Origin of the sequence: Olivibacter sp. 47 (assembly GCF_030372825.1) — a bacterium.
Taxonomy (GTDB): domain Bacteria; phylum Bacteroidota; class Bacteroidia; order Sphingobacteriales; family Sphingobacteriaceae; genus Olivibacter; species Olivibacter oleidegradans.
The window spans coordinates 2,139,888-2,157,387 of record NZ_JAUCNR010000001.1 but is presented as its reverse complement, the minus strand read 5'-3'; the positions used below and the strand labels follow the sequence as shown (position 1 = coordinate 2,157,387).

13 protein-coding genes are annotated in these 17,500 nt (G+C 40.3%); all 13 read right to left on the bottom strand.

What is annotated here, in order from left to right; genetic code table 11:
* Window positions 1-28 precede the first annotated feature (28 nt).
* Window positions 29-1,654, bottom strand: a complete 1,626-nt coding sequence (locus QT327_RS09270; protein ID WP_242627356.1) for a DUF5008 domain-containing protein — start codon at window positions 1,652-1,654, stop codon at window positions 29-31.
* Between the two features lie 34 nt (window positions 1,655-1,688).
* Complete coding sequence (locus tag QT327_RS09265) at window positions 1,689-2,432, bottom strand: hypothetical protein (RefSeq protein WP_130857660.1); 744 nt, start codon at window positions 2,430-2,432, stop codon at window positions 1,689-1,691.
* A gap of 29 nt (window positions 2,433-2,461) precedes the next feature.
* A complete protein-coding gene (locus tag QT327_RS09260; protein WP_289552665.1) occupies window positions 2,462-4,012 on the bottom strand; it encodes a RagB/SusD family nutrient uptake outer membrane protein in 1,551 nt (516 codons plus the stop codon).
* A gap of 10 nt (window positions 4,013-4,022) precedes the next feature.
* Window positions 4,023-7,223, bottom strand: a complete 3,201-nt coding sequence (locus QT327_RS09255; RefSeq protein WP_130857662.1) for a SusC/RagA family TonB-linked outer membrane protein — start codon at window positions 7,221-7,223, stop codon at window positions 4,023-4,025.
* Between the two features lie 17 nt (window positions 7,224-7,240).
* The gene (locus QT327_RS09250; protein WP_130857663.1) at window positions 7,241-8,356 is read right to left on the bottom strand and encodes a DUF5007 domain-containing protein; all 1,116 of its coding nucleotides are present in this window, start codon (window positions 8,354-8,356) and stop codon (window positions 7,241-7,243) included.
* 22 nt (window positions 8,357-8,378) lie between these two features.
* On the bottom strand, window positions 8,379-8,690 hold the full coding sequence (locus QT327_RS09245) for a hypothetical protein (protein ID WP_289552663.1): 312 nt from the start codon (window positions 8,688-8,690) through the stop codon (window positions 8,379-8,381).
* A gap of 8 nt (window positions 8,691-8,698) precedes the next feature.
* The gene (locus tag QT327_RS09240) at window positions 8,699-9,490 is read right to left on the bottom strand and encodes a fasciclin domain-containing protein (RefSeq protein WP_289552662.1); all 792 of its coding nucleotides are present in this window, start codon (window positions 9,488-9,490) and stop codon (window positions 8,699-8,701) included.
* Between the two features lie 10 nt (window positions 9,491-9,500).
* Window positions 9,501-11,030: a RagB/SusD family nutrient uptake outer membrane protein gene (locus QT327_RS09235; protein WP_130857665.1), complete on the bottom strand. Its 1,530-nt coding sequence runs from the start codon at window positions 11,028-11,030 to the stop codon at window positions 9,501-9,503.
* 17 nt (window positions 11,031-11,047) lie between these two features.
* Window positions 11,048-14,011, bottom strand: a complete 2,964-nt coding sequence (locus QT327_RS09230; RefSeq protein WP_130857666.1) for a SusC/RagA family TonB-linked outer membrane protein — start codon at window positions 14,009-14,011, stop codon at window positions 11,048-11,050.
* Between the two features lie 590 nt (window positions 14,012-14,601).
* Entirely contained in the window at window positions 14,602-15,102 is a 501-nt protein-coding gene (locus QT327_RS09225) for a GNAT family N-acetyltransferase (protein WP_130857667.1), read from the bottom strand.
* 128 nt (window positions 15,103-15,230) lie between these two features.
* Window positions 15,231-15,545: a MarR family winged helix-turn-helix transcriptional regulator gene (locus tag QT327_RS09220; RefSeq protein WP_289552660.1), complete on the bottom strand. Its 315-nt coding sequence runs from the start codon at window positions 15,543-15,545 to the stop codon at window positions 15,231-15,233.
* A 116-nt stretch (window positions 15,546-15,661) separates the two neighbouring features.
* Entirely contained in the window at window positions 15,662-16,051 is a 390-nt protein-coding gene (locus tag QT327_RS09215) for a DUF4890 domain-containing protein (protein ID WP_130857668.1), read from the bottom strand.
* A gap of 194 nt (window positions 16,052-16,245) precedes the next feature.
* Window positions 16,246-16,899, bottom strand: a complete 654-nt coding sequence (locus tag QT327_RS09210; protein ID WP_242627358.1) for a FadR/GntR family transcriptional regulator — start codon at window positions 16,897-16,899, stop codon at window positions 16,246-16,248.
* Between the last annotated feature and the right edge of the window lie 601 nt (window positions 16,900-17,500).

Sequence of the window (17,500 nt, the reverse complement as noted above, 5' to 3'; positions counted from 1 at the left end):
TTCTAATTTGGCTTCGTGTTAGCACTAATTATTCAATAAGCACCCTAATTATGTTAGCAGCATCTTTACTATCAAACTGCCAAAAACTACCAATTAACAATAAGGCTCGTTTTTTATCGGCCGACTCCGTTTCAAATACATTGTATAGGTCGCCACTAAAGGTTCCGACGGCATTATAACCAGCAGCCAAACTACCATCGGGATTCAGCACCATGAAACTATTTCTCGTTTTACCATCGTATTTAACAAATGTGCCGCTTACTACGATCAGCCCATCACTAAGCTGTTTAGCAAAGCGAGGTAAACCGTTTTCGAATACCCTTGGAACAAAGGCTTCATCTAATGTACCATCATCGTTTAGCATGGCCATGGCTACCCTCGACTGCCCGTTATAGGTTCTGAAATTGCCACATACCACATATTTATGGGTTATGTTATTATAGCTGGCATAATAGGTCTGAAAATCAAAACCTGCACCGCCTGCATTGAATGTTCGATCAATGGTACCATCAGCATTTAAGCGAAGGATATAGTTAGCAGGTTCGCCATCAAACTGGTTAAAATTGCCAAAGACTAACATTTTACCTTTCAATAGACCTTCCTGATGATAGTAGGTATCTATGGATCCGTTACCACCTGTTAAACTTTTGTTAGTACCGGTATCAAAACGATAGGTTTTGTCCAATGTGCCGTCTAAATTCAATCGGGCAAACTGTCTCACTTCTGTGCTATCAACGATAATGGTATCTCGGGTCTCTAAGAAATTCGGTTTATCATATTGCCGACTGACATAATAACGAAAACTACCGGTCACTAACAGCTTGCCATTTTCACTATAGATACGATTAACTCCACCTTCGTCAAAACCTGCGTTAAATCGGGGGAAGTATTGTATGGTGTCATTTTGATCAGGCCTTCTCCATGTATGCACGCCCATCGTATCAACGCTTCCATTACTATTAAGCATCGTTAAATTGCTGATGTTACTGGTTCGCTGTGCATAACCGGAGAAACTGCCACCAATAAAATATTTATCGTTAACTTGTGTAATGGCACTGATATAGCCGTTGGCACCGGTACCTGATTTTAAGCCTGCATCGTAAGTGCCGTCTAAAAAGGCCTGTGCAATGCGGTTAATGGGACGGATAATCCCTTTATTATTGTAGTTAGTGAAACCGCCTACGATCACCATTTTCTCATTATTTGTAAATAAAATATCACCAACCGCACCATTTGCCCCTTGTGTCGCAACAAAGGTCGGATCAATCTTAATTTTACCTTCCACGGTAAATTCGGGCCCAAAGACAACCACATCGCCCACGGAAATGGTGGTAATACCCGTACTGGCATAATCAGGCACCACTACTGAAATTCCGGCATCCGTCACTTCTTTAATCTCGGCCTGCTCACCATTAAATCGGAAAACCAGTTGATCCTTATGAGGAAGCAAACCTTTAGCCTCAATATTCACTTCTATGCCCGGTAATCCGGAAGCTGGTGAGGGCGTTTTAGCACGATCGACAGTAATTCCTAAAGCTGCTTTTCCATCGGGATAAGGTTCACTGAACTGTTCTGCCTCCTTTGTGCAAGCGAGAGCGAAAAAGCAGAAAAAGAATGTATACCAAACTTTAAACTTGTAGATAGTTGAACTCATGATCATGTTATTTTTTAATTTAATCTACTCTCATCTATCGCTTGCTTTCAACGATATCGTTTATTACCTCAAATGAATTAAAACCGAATAGCGAAGAAGTATAGTCCAGCGCATGTACTACACCATTTGTTGGCTGTATATCAGACGAAGCTACTTTAGCAACTATCCAAACATCCGGATAAGACAAATTCGGAATATAGCAGATATGTAATTGCCGGTAGCCCATATATTTTAACACCGACTTTCCATCGCTGCTCACCGCGTCGTTAAACACAACTCCTATATTACATACGGAATTATCATAGGCATAATAATTTTGTCCCGGATAAATATTGAGGACATTAAAATCAATTTGCGGATAGTCTGCCAGCAGATTTTTTCCTTTGAACATATAACGGAGCATGTATTTGCGCCAAATCAAAGAATCGACATCGCTTAAGGTTTTTATCGTGTCACGATTTAACGTATAGAGCTCTGTATTCGCTCCGCCGTTGCGGTAATCGCCAATCAGCTCCTTGACATCGCGGTCTCTAGGGCAAAAGAATGTGAACTCTTCTGTATTAAAAGTTTCTTCCAATCCCGCTAAACGGACAATCTGCGCGATGGTATCAAATTCCATGGGTTTAGAATCAAGGTACTGCATAATCGTGCCATTAAAATGGGGATTAGCCAAACCTCCATCTGTATAATAATCATCTTTATTACAGGCTGTGACAATTAAGAGTGTCAACAAGAAGTAAGCAATATGCTTGATTGATCTTATGCAAGAATTTTTCATTTTAAAGACAGCTTTATTACAACATATGATTAATTTCCACCACCACCTGGCAGCCAATATTCATTCAAGACCATATAAGGATTGTTTACCAGTGCGTTTGTGCTAACAGGCCAGGTCCAAGCTCTCCGCGTAAATTGATCTTGGTTAAGCGGCCATGCAAGCCATGCAGAGCTCATAATACGTCGTGTACGCACCAAATCAAAGTAGCGGTGCCCTTCGCCAAAGAGCTCCCTACTACGTTCCATAAAAATGGCGTCTTTCAATGCAGTGCCACTCATGCCGGCATAGGAAGAGGCTCCAGCCCGCGTACGGATCATATTCACCGCCTCAATCGCTTGGCCTTCATTACCTAAGTTGGCTAAAGCTTCCGCCCATAACAATATGGCGTCGGCATAGCGGAAAATCAAAAAAGTATTATCCGGGTTTTCATCTTCATTACCGGAAGCATAAACATTCAAACCGAACTTTCTTGCTACAAATTGTCCATTATCCGCCAACATGTCTTCAAACCAAATATCTTTACGTTTATCTGCATCGCTTGTAGGAAACAGCTTTTGCATGTAGGTTGATAGATAGTAACAATGACTTAACTGATTATTAAATCGGGGGAATTTATAAGGCCAGCGCAAAAAATGATCGCCAAAAGGTGCTAAATTAGAGACGTTATCGCCGTAATTTATACTTCGGTAAAATTCAAATAAGCTCTCTTCCGAACGCCCCTTCGTTACAGCGGCCCAACCATCATCATCCATGTCAAGCAAGCGATAAGCACCGCTATTTACCAACTCTTGACCTAAAGCAGTCACTTTTTGATAGTAAGCTGTGGCACGCCCTGGATCAAACCCTGCGTTCCACATATTCATATGCATAAGGAGTGCAACGATACTTCCTTTGCTGGCTCGTGCTCCGCGTTGTGCCGCATCAGGAAACACCCAGGGCATATTATCTTTATGCGGCTCTAGATCGGCAATACATTTATTTAGGACAGACACCATATCCTCTCTCGGAAGGGGATCCGCCTGATAAGGAGCGGTATAATAAACAACGTCACCGTATAGCCGTACCATCCAGAAATAAGTAAAACAGCGGATAAAAGTTGCTTCGGCCAAATACCGTTGCGTATCCGAAGTACTTAGCGCGGCGATGCCCTCATTTAATTTGTCTATTAATATATTAGCGCTTTGAATAACACGATAATAACCCGACCAATCCGTAATGCGATAATAGTTATAAAAACCTGCATAGGGAGCATTATTGATTGCCGTAAGCAATTGATTTCTACCCAACACTTCTACTACTCTTCTTTCATTGTAACTGTTGCCTCCCCGACTGGCTACAATTTCGCCTGTTCGCGCCTCACCAATCGCTCCGATAACCCAGCTTTCGTTGATTTTATCAAAAAATGTGCTGTACATATTCGCAATATTTGCCTCAACGTCCTCTTTTGTTTGGTAAAAATTATTACCTGTAAGCCGATCTAAGGGCTGCACATTTAAATAGTCTTTGCATGCTGAAGCCGTTATAATCAGCATTATCAACAAACCTATTTTACTCATCTTTACTATATTAAGCATTCTCATAACGATCGGTTTAGAATTCTAAATTACATCCAATATTATAGGTACGTGGTACAGGATAACCTTCGGAGATATCGCGCCCCATGGTCGTTACATTTTCGGGGTTCGGACCTGAATAACCACTAAAAGTGTAAACATTATCCATTGATACGTATACTCTTAAATTGTTAATGCCCCAACTCCGAACCAGTTTCTTATCAAACATATAGGACAACACAACATTATTGATCTTTAAATAGGAGCCATCTTCTGCCCAAAGGGTTTGGTCATAGCGATAAGGGTTAACAATTTCAATACGGCTATAGTCATAGGCATAAGGATACTTAGCTATATCACCAGGTTGACGCCACATATCGAATTCATCTAACGGAATAACGGCCTTAAGTCCAAATGGATTCTTCATCAAGTTAAAACGATCGGCTAAGGCATTATTTAAAATCGTACGTTTTGCTGTAAAAGAAGCATTGATATTCAAACCAAAACCTTTGTAGGTAATATTGGTTGCCAAACCGCCGGTAAACAAGGGAGAGGCGTTGCCTGTACGTGCATAATCATTCGCATCCAACACATAATCCCCATTTAGATCTTTAATGATCGGGTCACCGGCGCGGAATGGTCTTCCGTTAACGCTATAGCGTAGTCCGGTAGCCGGATTAATAGGCACATCATCATCTGTAGCGTATACCCCCTCGTTAATCAACAAATAATTGGAAAGGGATGGCGTGCCTACACGAAATACATTGTGTTGTAAATAAGTTTCCCGATTGCCACTATTGGTTTCGAACCGTATAAACTGTCCGCCATAATGTGCAGGCAATTTGAGCAGCACATCCCGATTATAGGCTCCGTTGACCGTAACCATTAAGTTAAAGGGACTACTGGGCGATAAGGGGCGGATAGTAAACGATAGTTCGTGTCCGTAGTTCACAATACCGGCGTCATTACTAATTAATTTACCAAAAGCAACAGTATTCGAAAGATTTTCTTCAAACAATAAGTTATCTACCTTCTTATAATAGGTGTCATAAATTACATCTACTTTATTATTGAATAAAGAAAAATCAAGCCCGGCATTATACTGTGTAGTGGTGGTTGGTTTTAGATTCGGGTTGGGAATCTGATCAAAATTTAACCCAATCCCTTGCTGCCCGTTATAATTACCCGTAATATCATACTTTCCATAAATTCTTTCGAGTGTGCCATTCGGAATCACATTAATACCCCAGCTTAAGCGTAAAGCCCCCATATTTAGCCAATCCCAATTGTCTAAAAATTCCTCCTTATCAAAATTCCACCGTAGACCAATAGCTGGGTTTTTGGAGTATAGGTTGTCAAAACCATTCCCTGACGATCCATCCAATCGGTAAGATAGGTCCACGACATATTTCTTTTGATAATCATAAGAAGTAGCTAAAGCAAAAGACACCGCACGTTCGTCTAAGAAATTAGTCAAAATTCCTCCTCCTCGTGAGTAATAGCCATCAAAACCCAATGGCCCCTGAAATTGATCGTTGGGAGTACGTTCTTGTTGCGTGATGGAGTTTTGACGATCGCCTTTGCGAATCTCATTGAAAGCATTGATGAAAATATTATGGTTATCCCCGAAGGTTTTGGCATAAGTTAAATTGGTACGACTATAAAGGTTTGATTCACGGCCATTAAAAGCATAGACTTTAGCAAACTGATTATTAGCGGCCGCTGGTGTAAAGGTATCTTCATTAGACGACTTAAACTCGTAGCTAAAAAAGGTGGTTGCACGAAAGCCGGGAAAAATGCTATAACTCACTTCGGCGACGGGTCGAATGACACGAACGTCATTATTATTTTTTGTTCGTAAAGACCCAACATAATCGGCGTTTGCTTGATAGAAGGAAGGCCCGGGCATTAAAGTGGACGTTGCTCCCCCATCGGCGACACCTGTTTGTAATAGTCCGGCCCCATCTCCTTTATTTTGCTTACCTATTTGCGCATTGATCTGTCCAGTGAATTTAAATTTCTCATTCGGTGCATACTCCATACGGAGGTTGGCGCTATAGCGGTCGAATCCGGTATTTCTGATAACGCCCTTTTCTGTAAAATAACCAAGGTTCGCTTTATAGTTGAAGGTTGGATTTCCACCATCTATCGCTATATTGTGGCTTTGATTATAAGTAGTACGGTAATAAAGCGACTGCCAATCTGTTGAATTATTATAATAGGCATTTAAGCTGTCTGACAAAAACGGCGTTTTTATTAAGTCGTCAAGATTAATTTCGCCTCTTGCATTAGCCAAGATTTGCTGAATCTTCAACTGCCTTTCCAAATTTCCTCCCAATGTAGCTCTTAAGGCAGGTGGCGCTTTCATAAAGGTATTATTCGTATACCGTACTCGAGGGATTTCTGAATTACCACGCTTCGTTGTGATGATAATTACTCCATAAGCGGCCATAGAACCGTAAAGGGAAGTAGCCTGCGCATCTTTCAGGATCTCTATACTGGCAATATCTTCTTGTGGAATCATGGATAAAGGACTTACCCCAGGCCCTTGTTGTTGAAAACCAAATTCAGAAGCACCATCTGCATCTAAGGGTACACCATCAATTACATATAAGGGTGAGGTAGGCTGAAGGAAAGATTCATTGCCACTCCCCGATACCGTTAACGTAGAAAGACCCCGAATTTGCGTCGATCCGCGAAAACCAGGGGCTCCCGTGTTTACCTGAATATTAAGTCCCGGCACCTTTCCTTGTAGTAGTTGCTCCACATTGGCTACCGGAACATCTTTTACTTCGTCTCCGCTAATGGTGACAGATGACCCTGTACTTAGCTGCTTCGAGCGGGAGACAAATCCCCTGACCACCACTTCCTCCAAGTTACTTTGATCTTCTTCCATCACCACACTTACCGTTGTTTGTCCCGGTTTAAGCGTTACCCTCTTTTCTATGTATCCCATGAATTTGAATACCAGGGTTGAACCATCCGGAACGCTTATTCTAAATTCTCCTCTTCCATTTGTGGACGCCAAGGGCTTAGGTGGATTTCCAGCTATAACAGTTACTCCCGGAATGGTAATTTTTTTCTGGTCGTAAACTACTCCGGACACGACTGTTTGGGCATAGAGTTGATAAAATAACCCGCTTACCAAGAATAGGGTTACCGTCAAAAAAGTTTGCTTAGCTACCGATAACATTTTACCGGTAATATAGCGTATAAGATAATGCGTAAAACTTTTCATATGATTCCTATTCTGATTTATTCGTCTTCGAATTTTGGAAGCTCGCGTCTGAAGTGGAAGATGATCTCCCAGTCACCTTCTCTAAAAATTTTAAAATTAAGTCCGATGTAAGCAGTTGTACGGATGTTATTAAAACCTAATCTTGAATAAGCAAATTCCAATTTTGCACTACCACCTGTAGTGTATTTTGTAGCCACTGTTGTCAAGGGAATAGGGTATGCCACGTCGTACTGCACATATTCAGTTGTGTTAACCCGATTAAAGCCATGTACCAAATCGTTCCAACGCGTTTCATTAAACTTAGCAGGATTGATTGCCGTAGAGTCCGGAGCCCAAAATGAGAAACGCAGGTTATGCCCATTGCCACCTTCAAAAGGACGGATATAAACAACCACATCTTTTTGATCATCATTAGTTACCAGATTACGGTTGCTCTCTGCGCCGATGACATTTGTAAGTGAAGGACGGATGTAGTCCCTTTTATTAGGGTTCCTGGGATCTTTTGGATCAGGTGCTACACCTCCGGTATACCGATTGATGTCATTATTTGGTTCATATGGTAGCTCCCGCCAAGGAATCAATTGAAAATCGCGGATAATTCGCTCTCCACCTACATTCGTTATTTTTAAATCAAAGTAACGTCTGTCTTGCACGAGATTACTGCTATCTGCTGGCCTAGGAGTGATCAACTCGTTAGTCGATGCCCCCCAAAGCACGAATTTCCCGGATTCCTGAACCTCAAATAAGGGTCTTTCTTCTATTTTTCGCTTTGCTTCAATTTCTTCCAGAGAAGTTTCAATACCTGTGTACTCCCCCGTCCACACATAGGTAGGCCGTAGTTGAAAAATATCCGTTACCGGACGCCCATCACCATATCGGGCGTTAACGATTTCAAACTTTAATGGTTTGGTAGAGTTATCTGTATTTGGAGCTCCCAGTTCGCTGGTACGTCCAATTATCGGCTCAAAAATCTGACTGGGATAGTTGATGTTCGGACTCAGAAACTCTTGCTCTTCCGGTAAATCATATAACTTCTCGCAACCCTGCAAACCAAAGGCTACTATCATGATTCCCAACACAGAATACAGGGGATTGCCCCATTGTAATTTTACTTTTTTAACCAAATTATCCATGTATGGTATCTTTATTTGTTGATTACTTGACTTCTTCTCTATTGACACTCCAATCTGCCATCTGCATCGTACCGCCACTTCTAACACGGGTAATATCCAATTGATAGAACTTATAAGCCACTTTATTGGAAATCCTAAATACACGTAGTTGGAATCGCTGATCAAATAATTCGCCCGCTCGTGAATCTAAGATGGTCCAATTTGTACCATCGTTTGAACCTTTCAAGCTCCAGTCGATTGGATCTCGTTCCGAGAAGTCGTTTGCCGATGTAATGGTGTAGGCATTTGCTGCAGCAGCTTCGTTTAATTCAAAACGCAACCATACGCTTCCCATATCACCGATTAGGTATTTAGTCTCAGGATTGCCATCAAACGCATATTTTGATGCTTCCACAGCATTAGGTCCGCCACTATTTTCCCTTGAAACAGTGTCTTTACCTCCAATGGTTTTAAATAAGTTTGGAGGTGGGGGACATAGGTTAAACGGCTAACGAAATCGTCAAATCCAAAAACGTGATCGGCACTCACTACATGAACAATTCCGTTTTTGGTCTTCAAATTAATTGAACCCGTTGTGGTAGATACCCAGTTACGCTCAAATTGGCTTCTTTTTGTGTCACTTATTTGAATGACGGTAGGGCCACCATTCACATAACCGGATGATGTGGTCTTAATTAATCGCCCATGCATAGGGTAACCGTATTTTACGCCATATAGTCGTAATCCATCCTGCGTAGCGAGTGAATCAGAAATATATTTACCTCGAATGATATATTGGCTAAGCATGGTATCCAACTGATTGCCATCGACGCTTGATAAATATTCACTCGGGCGGTCATTTAGTTTACGGAGGTTATTCAAATTGGTTAGGGCCAATTGAAAGCTTGCGTTGGATAAAGCGAAAAGTGTAATATCGCTATCGCGCAACGTACGCTCCAATTGTAAACGATCTACCGCTTTTAACAGCGAATCATAAACACCTGGTTTACTTTTTAAATAATCGTAAACATCCCCATCGTACCCTTTATCGGCAATAATCGGATCGTAATAGCCGTCTTCTTGCTTACAAGCCCACATAAGGCTCATAATACCTAATGCCAATAAGAAAAAATAAGCTTTCTTAACGTTATTCATATGATTATACTTATTTCCAGTAAGCATTCTGTTCCAGTTGATCGTTCTGTGATAGTAATGACCTGTTAATAGGCCAATAAATTCCCCCTTCATTAATAAGCTTCGTGAATGCAGGATCGTTATTGCGAATGCGGTTATAGCGAATTAAATCATACCATCGATGCCCCTCGCCTATCAACTCCCGTTTTCGCTCCTTAAAAATGGCGTCGATCAGACTGCCATTGACTGTTTCATTATACAGATCAAGTCCACGTAATTCACGGATTACATTTAACTGTTCAACGGCTTCATTTCTTTCGCCTAACACCGCCAGTGCTTCAGCTCTTAACAGCGTAATATCTTCCAATCGAGTTAAAACAATGGCACTTGAAAAGATTCGGAAACTAGGATCAGCCGTTGAACCGCCCATGATGCATTTTACTTTACTGAAAATGGGGTATTTACCATTGAAGTTGGTAAAATAGTTTTCAGTAAGGGGATTGCCTAAGGTATCTAAACTAAATCGTTCGTCTCCAATTTCGTTAAAAACAGATAAGATGGAATCTTTTGTTAAGTAGATATCCGGTACACTTTTGTTTACAACCGGGGCAGCAAGCGTAAGTTCTTCTAAATGCCCGGTAAACGAGGCGTCTACATGCCCCCAGTCAAAATTAAAACCGAAAAGATGATTATCTCTTTTTCCGAAGAAAAAACCGTTTGCATTGGTCAAATCGCCTGTGCTTGTATATCCCATACGCCCTTTGGAATAATTATCCATAATAAACTTGGTATAGGTGGCCACATCGGGATAATTTCCCTGCCAAGCCGCTAAATGCGCAAGCAAAGCATAAGCTGTAAGTTTACGCGCGAGTGCGCCGGACCAGCGACCAGCACTTTCATTGTAATAGTCGCCTAATTGTTGTTCATCGCTTAAGCTATAGAGATAGGGTAGGTCTGCAGCTGCAGCTAACATTTCCTGTTCTGCCCAAGTGAGTACTTTGTCCTGATTATCACGGGCTTTGTTTTGGAAGTCACCGTCATGAGATGAAATAATTAAGGGCACATCCCCCCAAACACGAACCATATAGAAATACGCGAAGGCCCTTAGAAATCTAATTTGTGCAATATCGACAGTCATATTATTATCGGAATAACGCTCGTCATTCTCTTTGACCTCATGAATACGTTCCAAAAAAACATTGGCAGCATTAACAACAGCATACCATCTTCTCCAATTTGACATGGCTTCAATTGCAGGATATGAAGCCGTCAGTTGGTTCGCGATAATTGCTTTTAGATCCTGCCGCGTTGGTGCAACAAAATCACCGGCACGAACGTCACCGTAAATCCAATAAGCGTTATAATCAGCCAAGGCAGCCCGGACCAAACCGTAAACACCAATCAGAGCCGCTCTGGAATCTTCCATATTCCTCCACATATTCTCTTCATTTACCACACGCGTCGAATCCACATCTAACATCTTTTTGCAGCCAGATGCCAGTAAAATTGTTAGGAAGAGCGGCGTTAGCACGTTTCTATATATTCTATTTCTCCAAATCATATCACTATTTAGCTAGGTTATAAATCTACTTTGAGTCCAATGGTGTAAGTTAAGGGGATAGCCATACCATACCCTGAGTCGTATCCTGTGTAATTGATCAGTTCCGGATCGCGCCCACTGTATGGGGTGATGGTGAAGATATTATTCACAGTCCCATAGATATATAAATGATCAATCTTTGAAGATCTCCGCTTTAACCAATCACTCAGGTCATATCCTATCGACACCGTTCTCAATTTTAAGAATGAAGCGTTTTCGAGGAAAAGATCTTGATTACTGTGGTATGGAATGACCGTACTCCAGGGATTATAAAGCGGATATTTACTATAATCACCTCGCTTTTCCCAAAAGGTAATCTCCTTTATAGAAGTAACACCAACAACGCCTTCTCTATTAATAAAGTTAAAACGGTTAGCCATTTCTTCGTTAACTACCTTTCTTCCTAAATTGAAATAGAAATTAACGCCGAGCGACCAGTTTCCATAGCTGAATTGGTTATTAAATCCACCAACTACTTTCGGAAAGATATTCCCCATCAGTGATTTATCTTCGTCATTTATTCGGTTATCGCCATTTAAATCCCGCCAGTTCGGATCGCCTCCCTGAAGGGTAATTCCGTTGTACGTGCGTGTAATACCGTCTACTTGTGGTACGTCTTGATTGGCAGCATATATACCATCATTGATGAACAACCAATATTGATCTACAGGAGCCCCAACTTGAAGTAATCGATTACCGATAATCAGCTTGTCCAAACCTCTCGGCAGAGCCTTCAGCTTATTTTGGTTGAAATTAAAGTTGAGGGAAGATGACCAACCTAATTTCTGTTTCGCCTTCGTTAGAATTTCACCACTCAAAAGAACATCGACTCCTGTATTTCGTACGGTCATTCCCGGTTCGTACGACAGATTATAACCGTATTCTGCATAGGCGGGAATACCTAAAAGTTGATTCTTATCTTCCTTAATATAACCATCGATTGACGCGGTAATCCGATCCTTAAACAAACCGATATCAAGCCCTAGGTTCAACTGATCTGTATAGGCCCAGGGTATGCCATAGCCTACCCAGCCAAAATTATACGGTCTCGTTAAAACCGCAAAAGCATTATATCCAGGTGTAGTTACATTGCCGGTAAAAGTCACGTCAGCCGTATACGATGGCCCTTGTGAAAAATTGTCAAAGGCATTCAGTCGCCCTAAACGGCCTGCATTTAGACGCATGTTGAAAGTTGACCACCGTAGATCGTTCTCCAGCAAAGCTTCTTTGATATTCCATCCCAATGAAAGTGCGGGTGTAAACAACCAGCGATTAGTAGGTTGTGCATTCGATGAGCCATCGGTTCGCAGTAATAAAGACAGGGTATAAGCATCGTATTTATAGGAAGCTTTTCCATAAAAAGAAACCAGATTCTGCTTGGTACGATCTAGAAATTTATAAACTAATTGTCGCGGAAAGGCTGTTGGCAACAAATAGTCGTCGCTATTAGGATCGGAATTGAGTAAATTTAGCTTGATAAAATCATTTACCCCTTTATAGGCATAGGCGTAATTATACTTATAGGTATCCCATTGCAAGACGTTTCCTGCCTGCAGAAAAAGTTGCTGATGATCATCTATTTGCCAGTCAAAACTCGCGAAATTGTCATAAATCAACCGCTGGTTGGAACCATAGTAATTAGAGGCATAACTGTTTCCCTCTAACAAAGGTCGTGGATAAAATATATCACGATAACCTTCGTTGTAATCCACTACTAAGCGGGTGGTGTACTTGAATTTATTAAAGTCGAATACCAATTTGGCGTTACCCTGAATGATATTAGTATAATTATTATCAAAACCTTTATCATACTGACTTGTATACTGACTATAGACGTCATTATTGGGTGCCAAAGGTGCCTGCAAATCGGGCATGTACCCGATTTCAGCAAAACGATCCCGCATGTTGTGATTACGCTGTCTATCCAAACGGTTCCCATTAATCATGGCAGAAAACAATAACCATTTCAACGGCTTCATATTCAGATGAAACATAGCGCTATAGCGGTCCAAGCCAGTTCCATCTGCAATTCCCTCATTCCGCAAATTGCCTAGCGAAAATCTAAAATTTGCGCGATCCGATCCTCCTGAGATATCGGCTGTAATCGCATGTTGCAAGCCATTTTGATAGTAGGTGTCTGTCCAATTGGAAGGACCATAGTAATCCATATTCAATGAATCGCTGAGATATAGCGGATAGACGTCATCGGCGGAATATTTACCTGTTGTCGTATATAGATCGTAAAATTGCTGCCGAAACGCATTCTCATACTCACCATTGATCGTCGTCACATTCGGCCTTTGTGCAAATCCGAAGTAAGCATTGGCGCTTATCTTACGTTTACTCCCTACTTGTTTAGTAGTCAGCAAAATTACTCCGTTTGCAGCCATTGGACCATATAAGGCCATGCCGGCCATATCTTTTAATACCTGTACAGAAGCAATATTATTCATATCAATATTGGTGAGCAGGTTAGTTGCCGGACCAATTCGATTGAAATCATATTGTTTGATATCATAAGCGAAAGAATGCTCTCCAATTAGTGGAATACCGTCCAATACAATCAAAGGTTGTGATTGATAGATTTCCTTTGCCGACAGTATGGGCATAGGAACACCTCGTACATACATTTGCTGAAGACTTCCAGGCTCTCCGCTCGTCTCTTGAATGTATAGTCCCGGTGCCTGTCCCTTCAAAGATTGCTGAAGCGACACAGCAGGATATACGGTAAGTTCTTTCATAGTAGATCCAACGGTTTTCACTGCACGATCGGTAAATTCGGCAGATGTTTCTCGATGCACCGTGTCAATAGAGGCCTTAACGCTATCCACGGCTAGACTATCCTGAATAGTCATTGCAGATCCCTCGCTTAGGGTGAAAAGAATGCTATAACAGAAAATGGCTACTTTATAATACCATCTCACATGCATTGTTTTTGGCATAATGTATTATTTAGGTTATATCACTTAAATATTGGCCATATGGTTCATTTTCTGCTTTGGAAAAACCATAGCAGACCCAGTGAACTGAATTTTCAATTTTAATTTTCGGTGGTGAATTAATAATCAGTCAGTATGATGACAACATCCATACGATTCCAGCAAGGTTGATAAGCTTCACAAATTAGGTCAATACAATAACTGATAATTAAAACGATTTAGCTTTAGTATAAAATGTATGTTTTTTTCATAATATAATTTTTAGGTTATATGTTATTTATTTTAGGTTCTTTACAAATCTCAAAACTATTGCGCCTTGACATTCACACCACAAACAACTGTAATAATTTTGTGATTTACAAGGCTTGCAAGTGGCTCCTACGAAAAAATGAAAGTAATAATTTGATAAACAACACTTTAAACATTGTTAACGGATTGTTAACAAGCCAAAAGAACGACAAAAGCAACGAAAAATTTCTCACATTCGGGAAAAAGGAGCACAGGTCGATAAAAAATGGAGGCGCTTGTCCGTTTGTATTATTCAATAGGAACAAGAATAATCACAGTTATTCATTTAATGTAAACAACTATGATTATTCTTCAACTACCATCAAATTTAAATCGTAGCGGCGCTCTATCAGTTTTTTACCAAAGGTCTCAGAAGAGAATTCTTCAGTTAATACAAAGCCATAACGCATATAGAGTGAGATCGCAGATAATTGTTCATCGGTTGTCCATAGATAGGCCTTTTTATAATTGTTATTCATCATAAATTCTATAAACAAATTCATCAATTTTTTACCTAATCCCAAACCTCGATAGGCGGGCGCTAAGATAAAATAGCGCAATTGCACCTTATCTTGTCGGACGAAGGCCATCAGAAATCCCACTATTTTACCGGCATCTTCACAAATCCAAATACCATCTTTTTCAGGATTATATTGTTTAGCAAATTCGCTCAGGCCCTCCAAAACATATGCTTCAAAATTTAATCCGTAGCCCATTTCATGAGCATATAGCTGTCCATGCATATAAGCTATATATCCTAAATCACCTGGCAATAAGTTGGTTCTGATCGTTATGTTTCTATTCATTTATACGATTACTATGAATGTACTTTCAGGATTTTCACAATAGCTTTCATATGAAAAGCTAAGGCCTCAGCCTCTGTACTTTTAAGTGGAGTTAGCAGCTTTTTCTACCTGCTCGTTCGAAGCCCGGTTTAAGTGCTCAAAAACTTGTCTTCCTTTTTCGAAAGTGTGATCGTTATCCCTCGAGCATCCTGTATTGATTTCCTCTTTTCAATAATCCCCTCCTTTTCCAATCGTTTCAAGATCCGACTTAAATAGCTTTTATCAATATGCATGATCTCCATAATCTGCGATGCCTGTATATTTCCTGCTGTAAATATTTCGTATATTATCCTTGCTTCTGTCAAAGAATAAGCACTGTCAAGTAAGTACTGATTCAATAAGCCTATAAAATCTGTATAGAAACGATTAAATACACGAACTTCTTCTATGATGCTTGTTTGCATGAGCTTTTTTTACAAATATAGCCAAATATAGTTGACTTTGTCAACTATACAGATAACATAAATCAATGGCTTTCGATTTTCTGATCGAAAGCCATTGATTTATGTTATGACTTCAACTATGATTGCGGGATTTCTTCTGCAGACTTCCCCATGCCCCTATGTGATTCACGATGTTTCCTTTTCTGAAATCTTTCCTTTTTAAGCTTCTGATAGGTTGATTTTTGTGCCTCCGTTAAGAGCTCACTTATTTTTTCATCTCGCTCTTTCATACTTTTTTGCATAAGTTCTTTATGCTCGGCATCAACCTTCTTCATATTATCCAAATTGATGGCATAGATCTCTTTTTTCTGTTCCTCTGATAGAGAAAGTTCTTGAGCAAGTCGCTCGGTTTGCCTTTTTGCTCTCTCTTCTGCCATTTTAAATTCCCTCTTACGATGATTTTGCTGGGCAAATGCGATGGTTCCCATACTGAGGAATAGCAGGGAAGCTAGAATCATTCTTTTCATACTCAATAAATTTTAATAATCACTTTATTTATACGTATAGAGTCAAACGGAAAAGAATGGTTTAGCATGGTACTTGTTAAAAATTGTTAATAGGAGTCGGATCTACTGTTGGAAGAAACGCTACACTTATATCCATAAGAGCCAAGCTGTAAATCCGATCTAAGTATTTCGTTTTATGCCGGTCGTTCGCCCACTTACTTATTTTTGAGATGCTCTAACCAAGCAAAATGCGGCTCAAGATGGAGACGCATCCCCTTTCTAAAATCTTCCACAGTGCCCTCCCGTAGAATTTGTAACAGATCGGCATGAGACACTCCTCCAGGTTTATAGTGATCTTTCTCAAAGGCAACCACATAGTCAAATAACGGCAAAAGCAGGCTCTGAAAACGCATAAGCGTATGATTGTTCGTCATGGCATAAAGCTTACCATGAAAAGCTATCTCATTTTTTATTCTGAATTTTTCACTGTCAGGCTTTTCCTTTGTTACAATTTTCTCAAGCTCTTGTATATCCTGATCTGTTTTATACATGTATAGAACATCAGCTAATCCCATTTCTAAAACCAGTCGTAGTCCAAAAATGTCGTAAAGGGTGCTATCGGGCATAATCAATGGATCAAGCACTTTTTCAAAAGACCCCAAAATATCGGGTTCAGCCAGTACCATCCCGCGCTTCTTTTTTGTTTCAATTAGGCCAAGCGCCTTCAATCTGCTGAGTGCTTCTCTAACAATGTTTCTGCTAACACCTAATGAAGCAGCGATTTCCAACTCCTTAGGCAATAAGTCGCCTGGTTTAAAGGCCTTTTTCTTAAAATATTCTCTCAGCTTAAGTTCTACTTGATCTGCCATGGTTAAGTTATGGAGTTTTGGCAAATCAAATGCAAGGTGCTTAGTATTTGGTTTCGACTTTTCCATTATGCAAGATGCAAAATTTAATCAAAATATGTAGTACAAAAAAGAACAGTGTATGGCTATTCGCTCCCTCTCAGCATTATTTCGCGCCGTTTGCGTATCAAATCGAGGCAAGTCTTCGCTGAACAAGACAAGTGTAGAAATCTGAATATCCAATTTTCTTAATGACTACAGATAGACAAAAAGAAAACCTTCAGCCGGGGAGACTGAAGGTTTCATTAACCAATTATAAACCTAAATTATGATTCAACAAAAATAGTGTTTAAACACCTTAATCCCAAATTGTCATACTTTTTTTACACACAAGCTGACTTAGAGACTTAGAAGAATTCGGTGCCAAACAAAGTCGTGATCTTTGCTTAATCCCCCGGTAATATGAACGATATCGTTTGCGTAGATTTTTCACACGGAATATTCTTTTTAAAGAGAACAGGTTATTATACTTGTATTGAAGACTACTGAATCGCTATACTTAGACGGCTTTCGTTAGGTATACCAAAAATTATGAACCATTACAGCGCGTTTATTAGTCTACGAA

Coding starts and splice junctions, on each gene's coding strand:
- QT327_RS09270 (WP_242627356.1), bottom strand. CDS start 1,654: ATGAGTTCAACTATCTACAAGTTTAAAGTTTGGTATACATTCTTTTTC.
- QT327_RS09265 (WP_130857660.1), bottom strand. CDS start 2,432: ATGAAAAATTCTTGCATAAGATCAATCAAGCATATTGCTTACTTCTTG.
- QT327_RS09260 (WP_289552665.1), bottom strand. CDS start 4,012: ATGAGAATGCTTAATATAGTAAAGATGAGTAAAATAGGTTTGTTGATA.
- QT327_RS09255 (WP_130857662.1), bottom strand. CDS start 7,223: ATGAAAAGTTTTACGCATTATCTTATACGCTATATTACCGGTAAAATG.
- QT327_RS09250 (WP_130857663.1), bottom strand. CDS start 8,356: ATGGATAATTTGGTTAAAAAAGTAAAATTACAATGGGGCAATCCCCTG.
- QT327_RS09245 (WP_289552663.1), bottom strand. CDS start 8,690: ATGGGAAGCGTATGGTTGCGTTTTGAATTAAACGAAGCTGCTGCAGCA.
- QT327_RS09240 (WP_289552662.1), bottom strand. CDS start 9,490: ATGAATAACGTTAAGAAAGCTTATTTTTTCTTATTGGCATTAGGTATT.
- QT327_RS09235 (WP_130857665.1), bottom strand. CDS start 11,030: ATGATTTGGAGAAATAGAATATATAGAAACGTGCTAACGCCGCTCTTC.
- QT327_RS09230 (WP_130857666.1), bottom strand. CDS start 14,011: ATGCCAAAAACAATGCATGTGAGATGGTATTATAAAGTAGCCATTTTC.
- QT327_RS09225 (WP_130857667.1), bottom strand. CDS start 15,102: ATGAATAGAAACATAACGATCAGAACCAACTTATTGCCAGGTGATTTA.
- QT327_RS09220 (WP_289552660.1), bottom strand. CDS start 15,545: ATGCAAACAAGCATCATAGAAGAAGTTCGTGTATTTAATCGTTTCTAT.
- QT327_RS09215 (WP_130857668.1), bottom strand. CDS start 16,051: ATGAAAAGAATGATTCTAGCTTCCCTGCTATTCCTCAGTATGGGAACC.
- QT327_RS09210 (WP_242627358.1), bottom strand. CDS start 16,899: ATGGCAGATCAAGTAGAACTTAAGCTGAGAGAATATTTTAAGAAAAAG.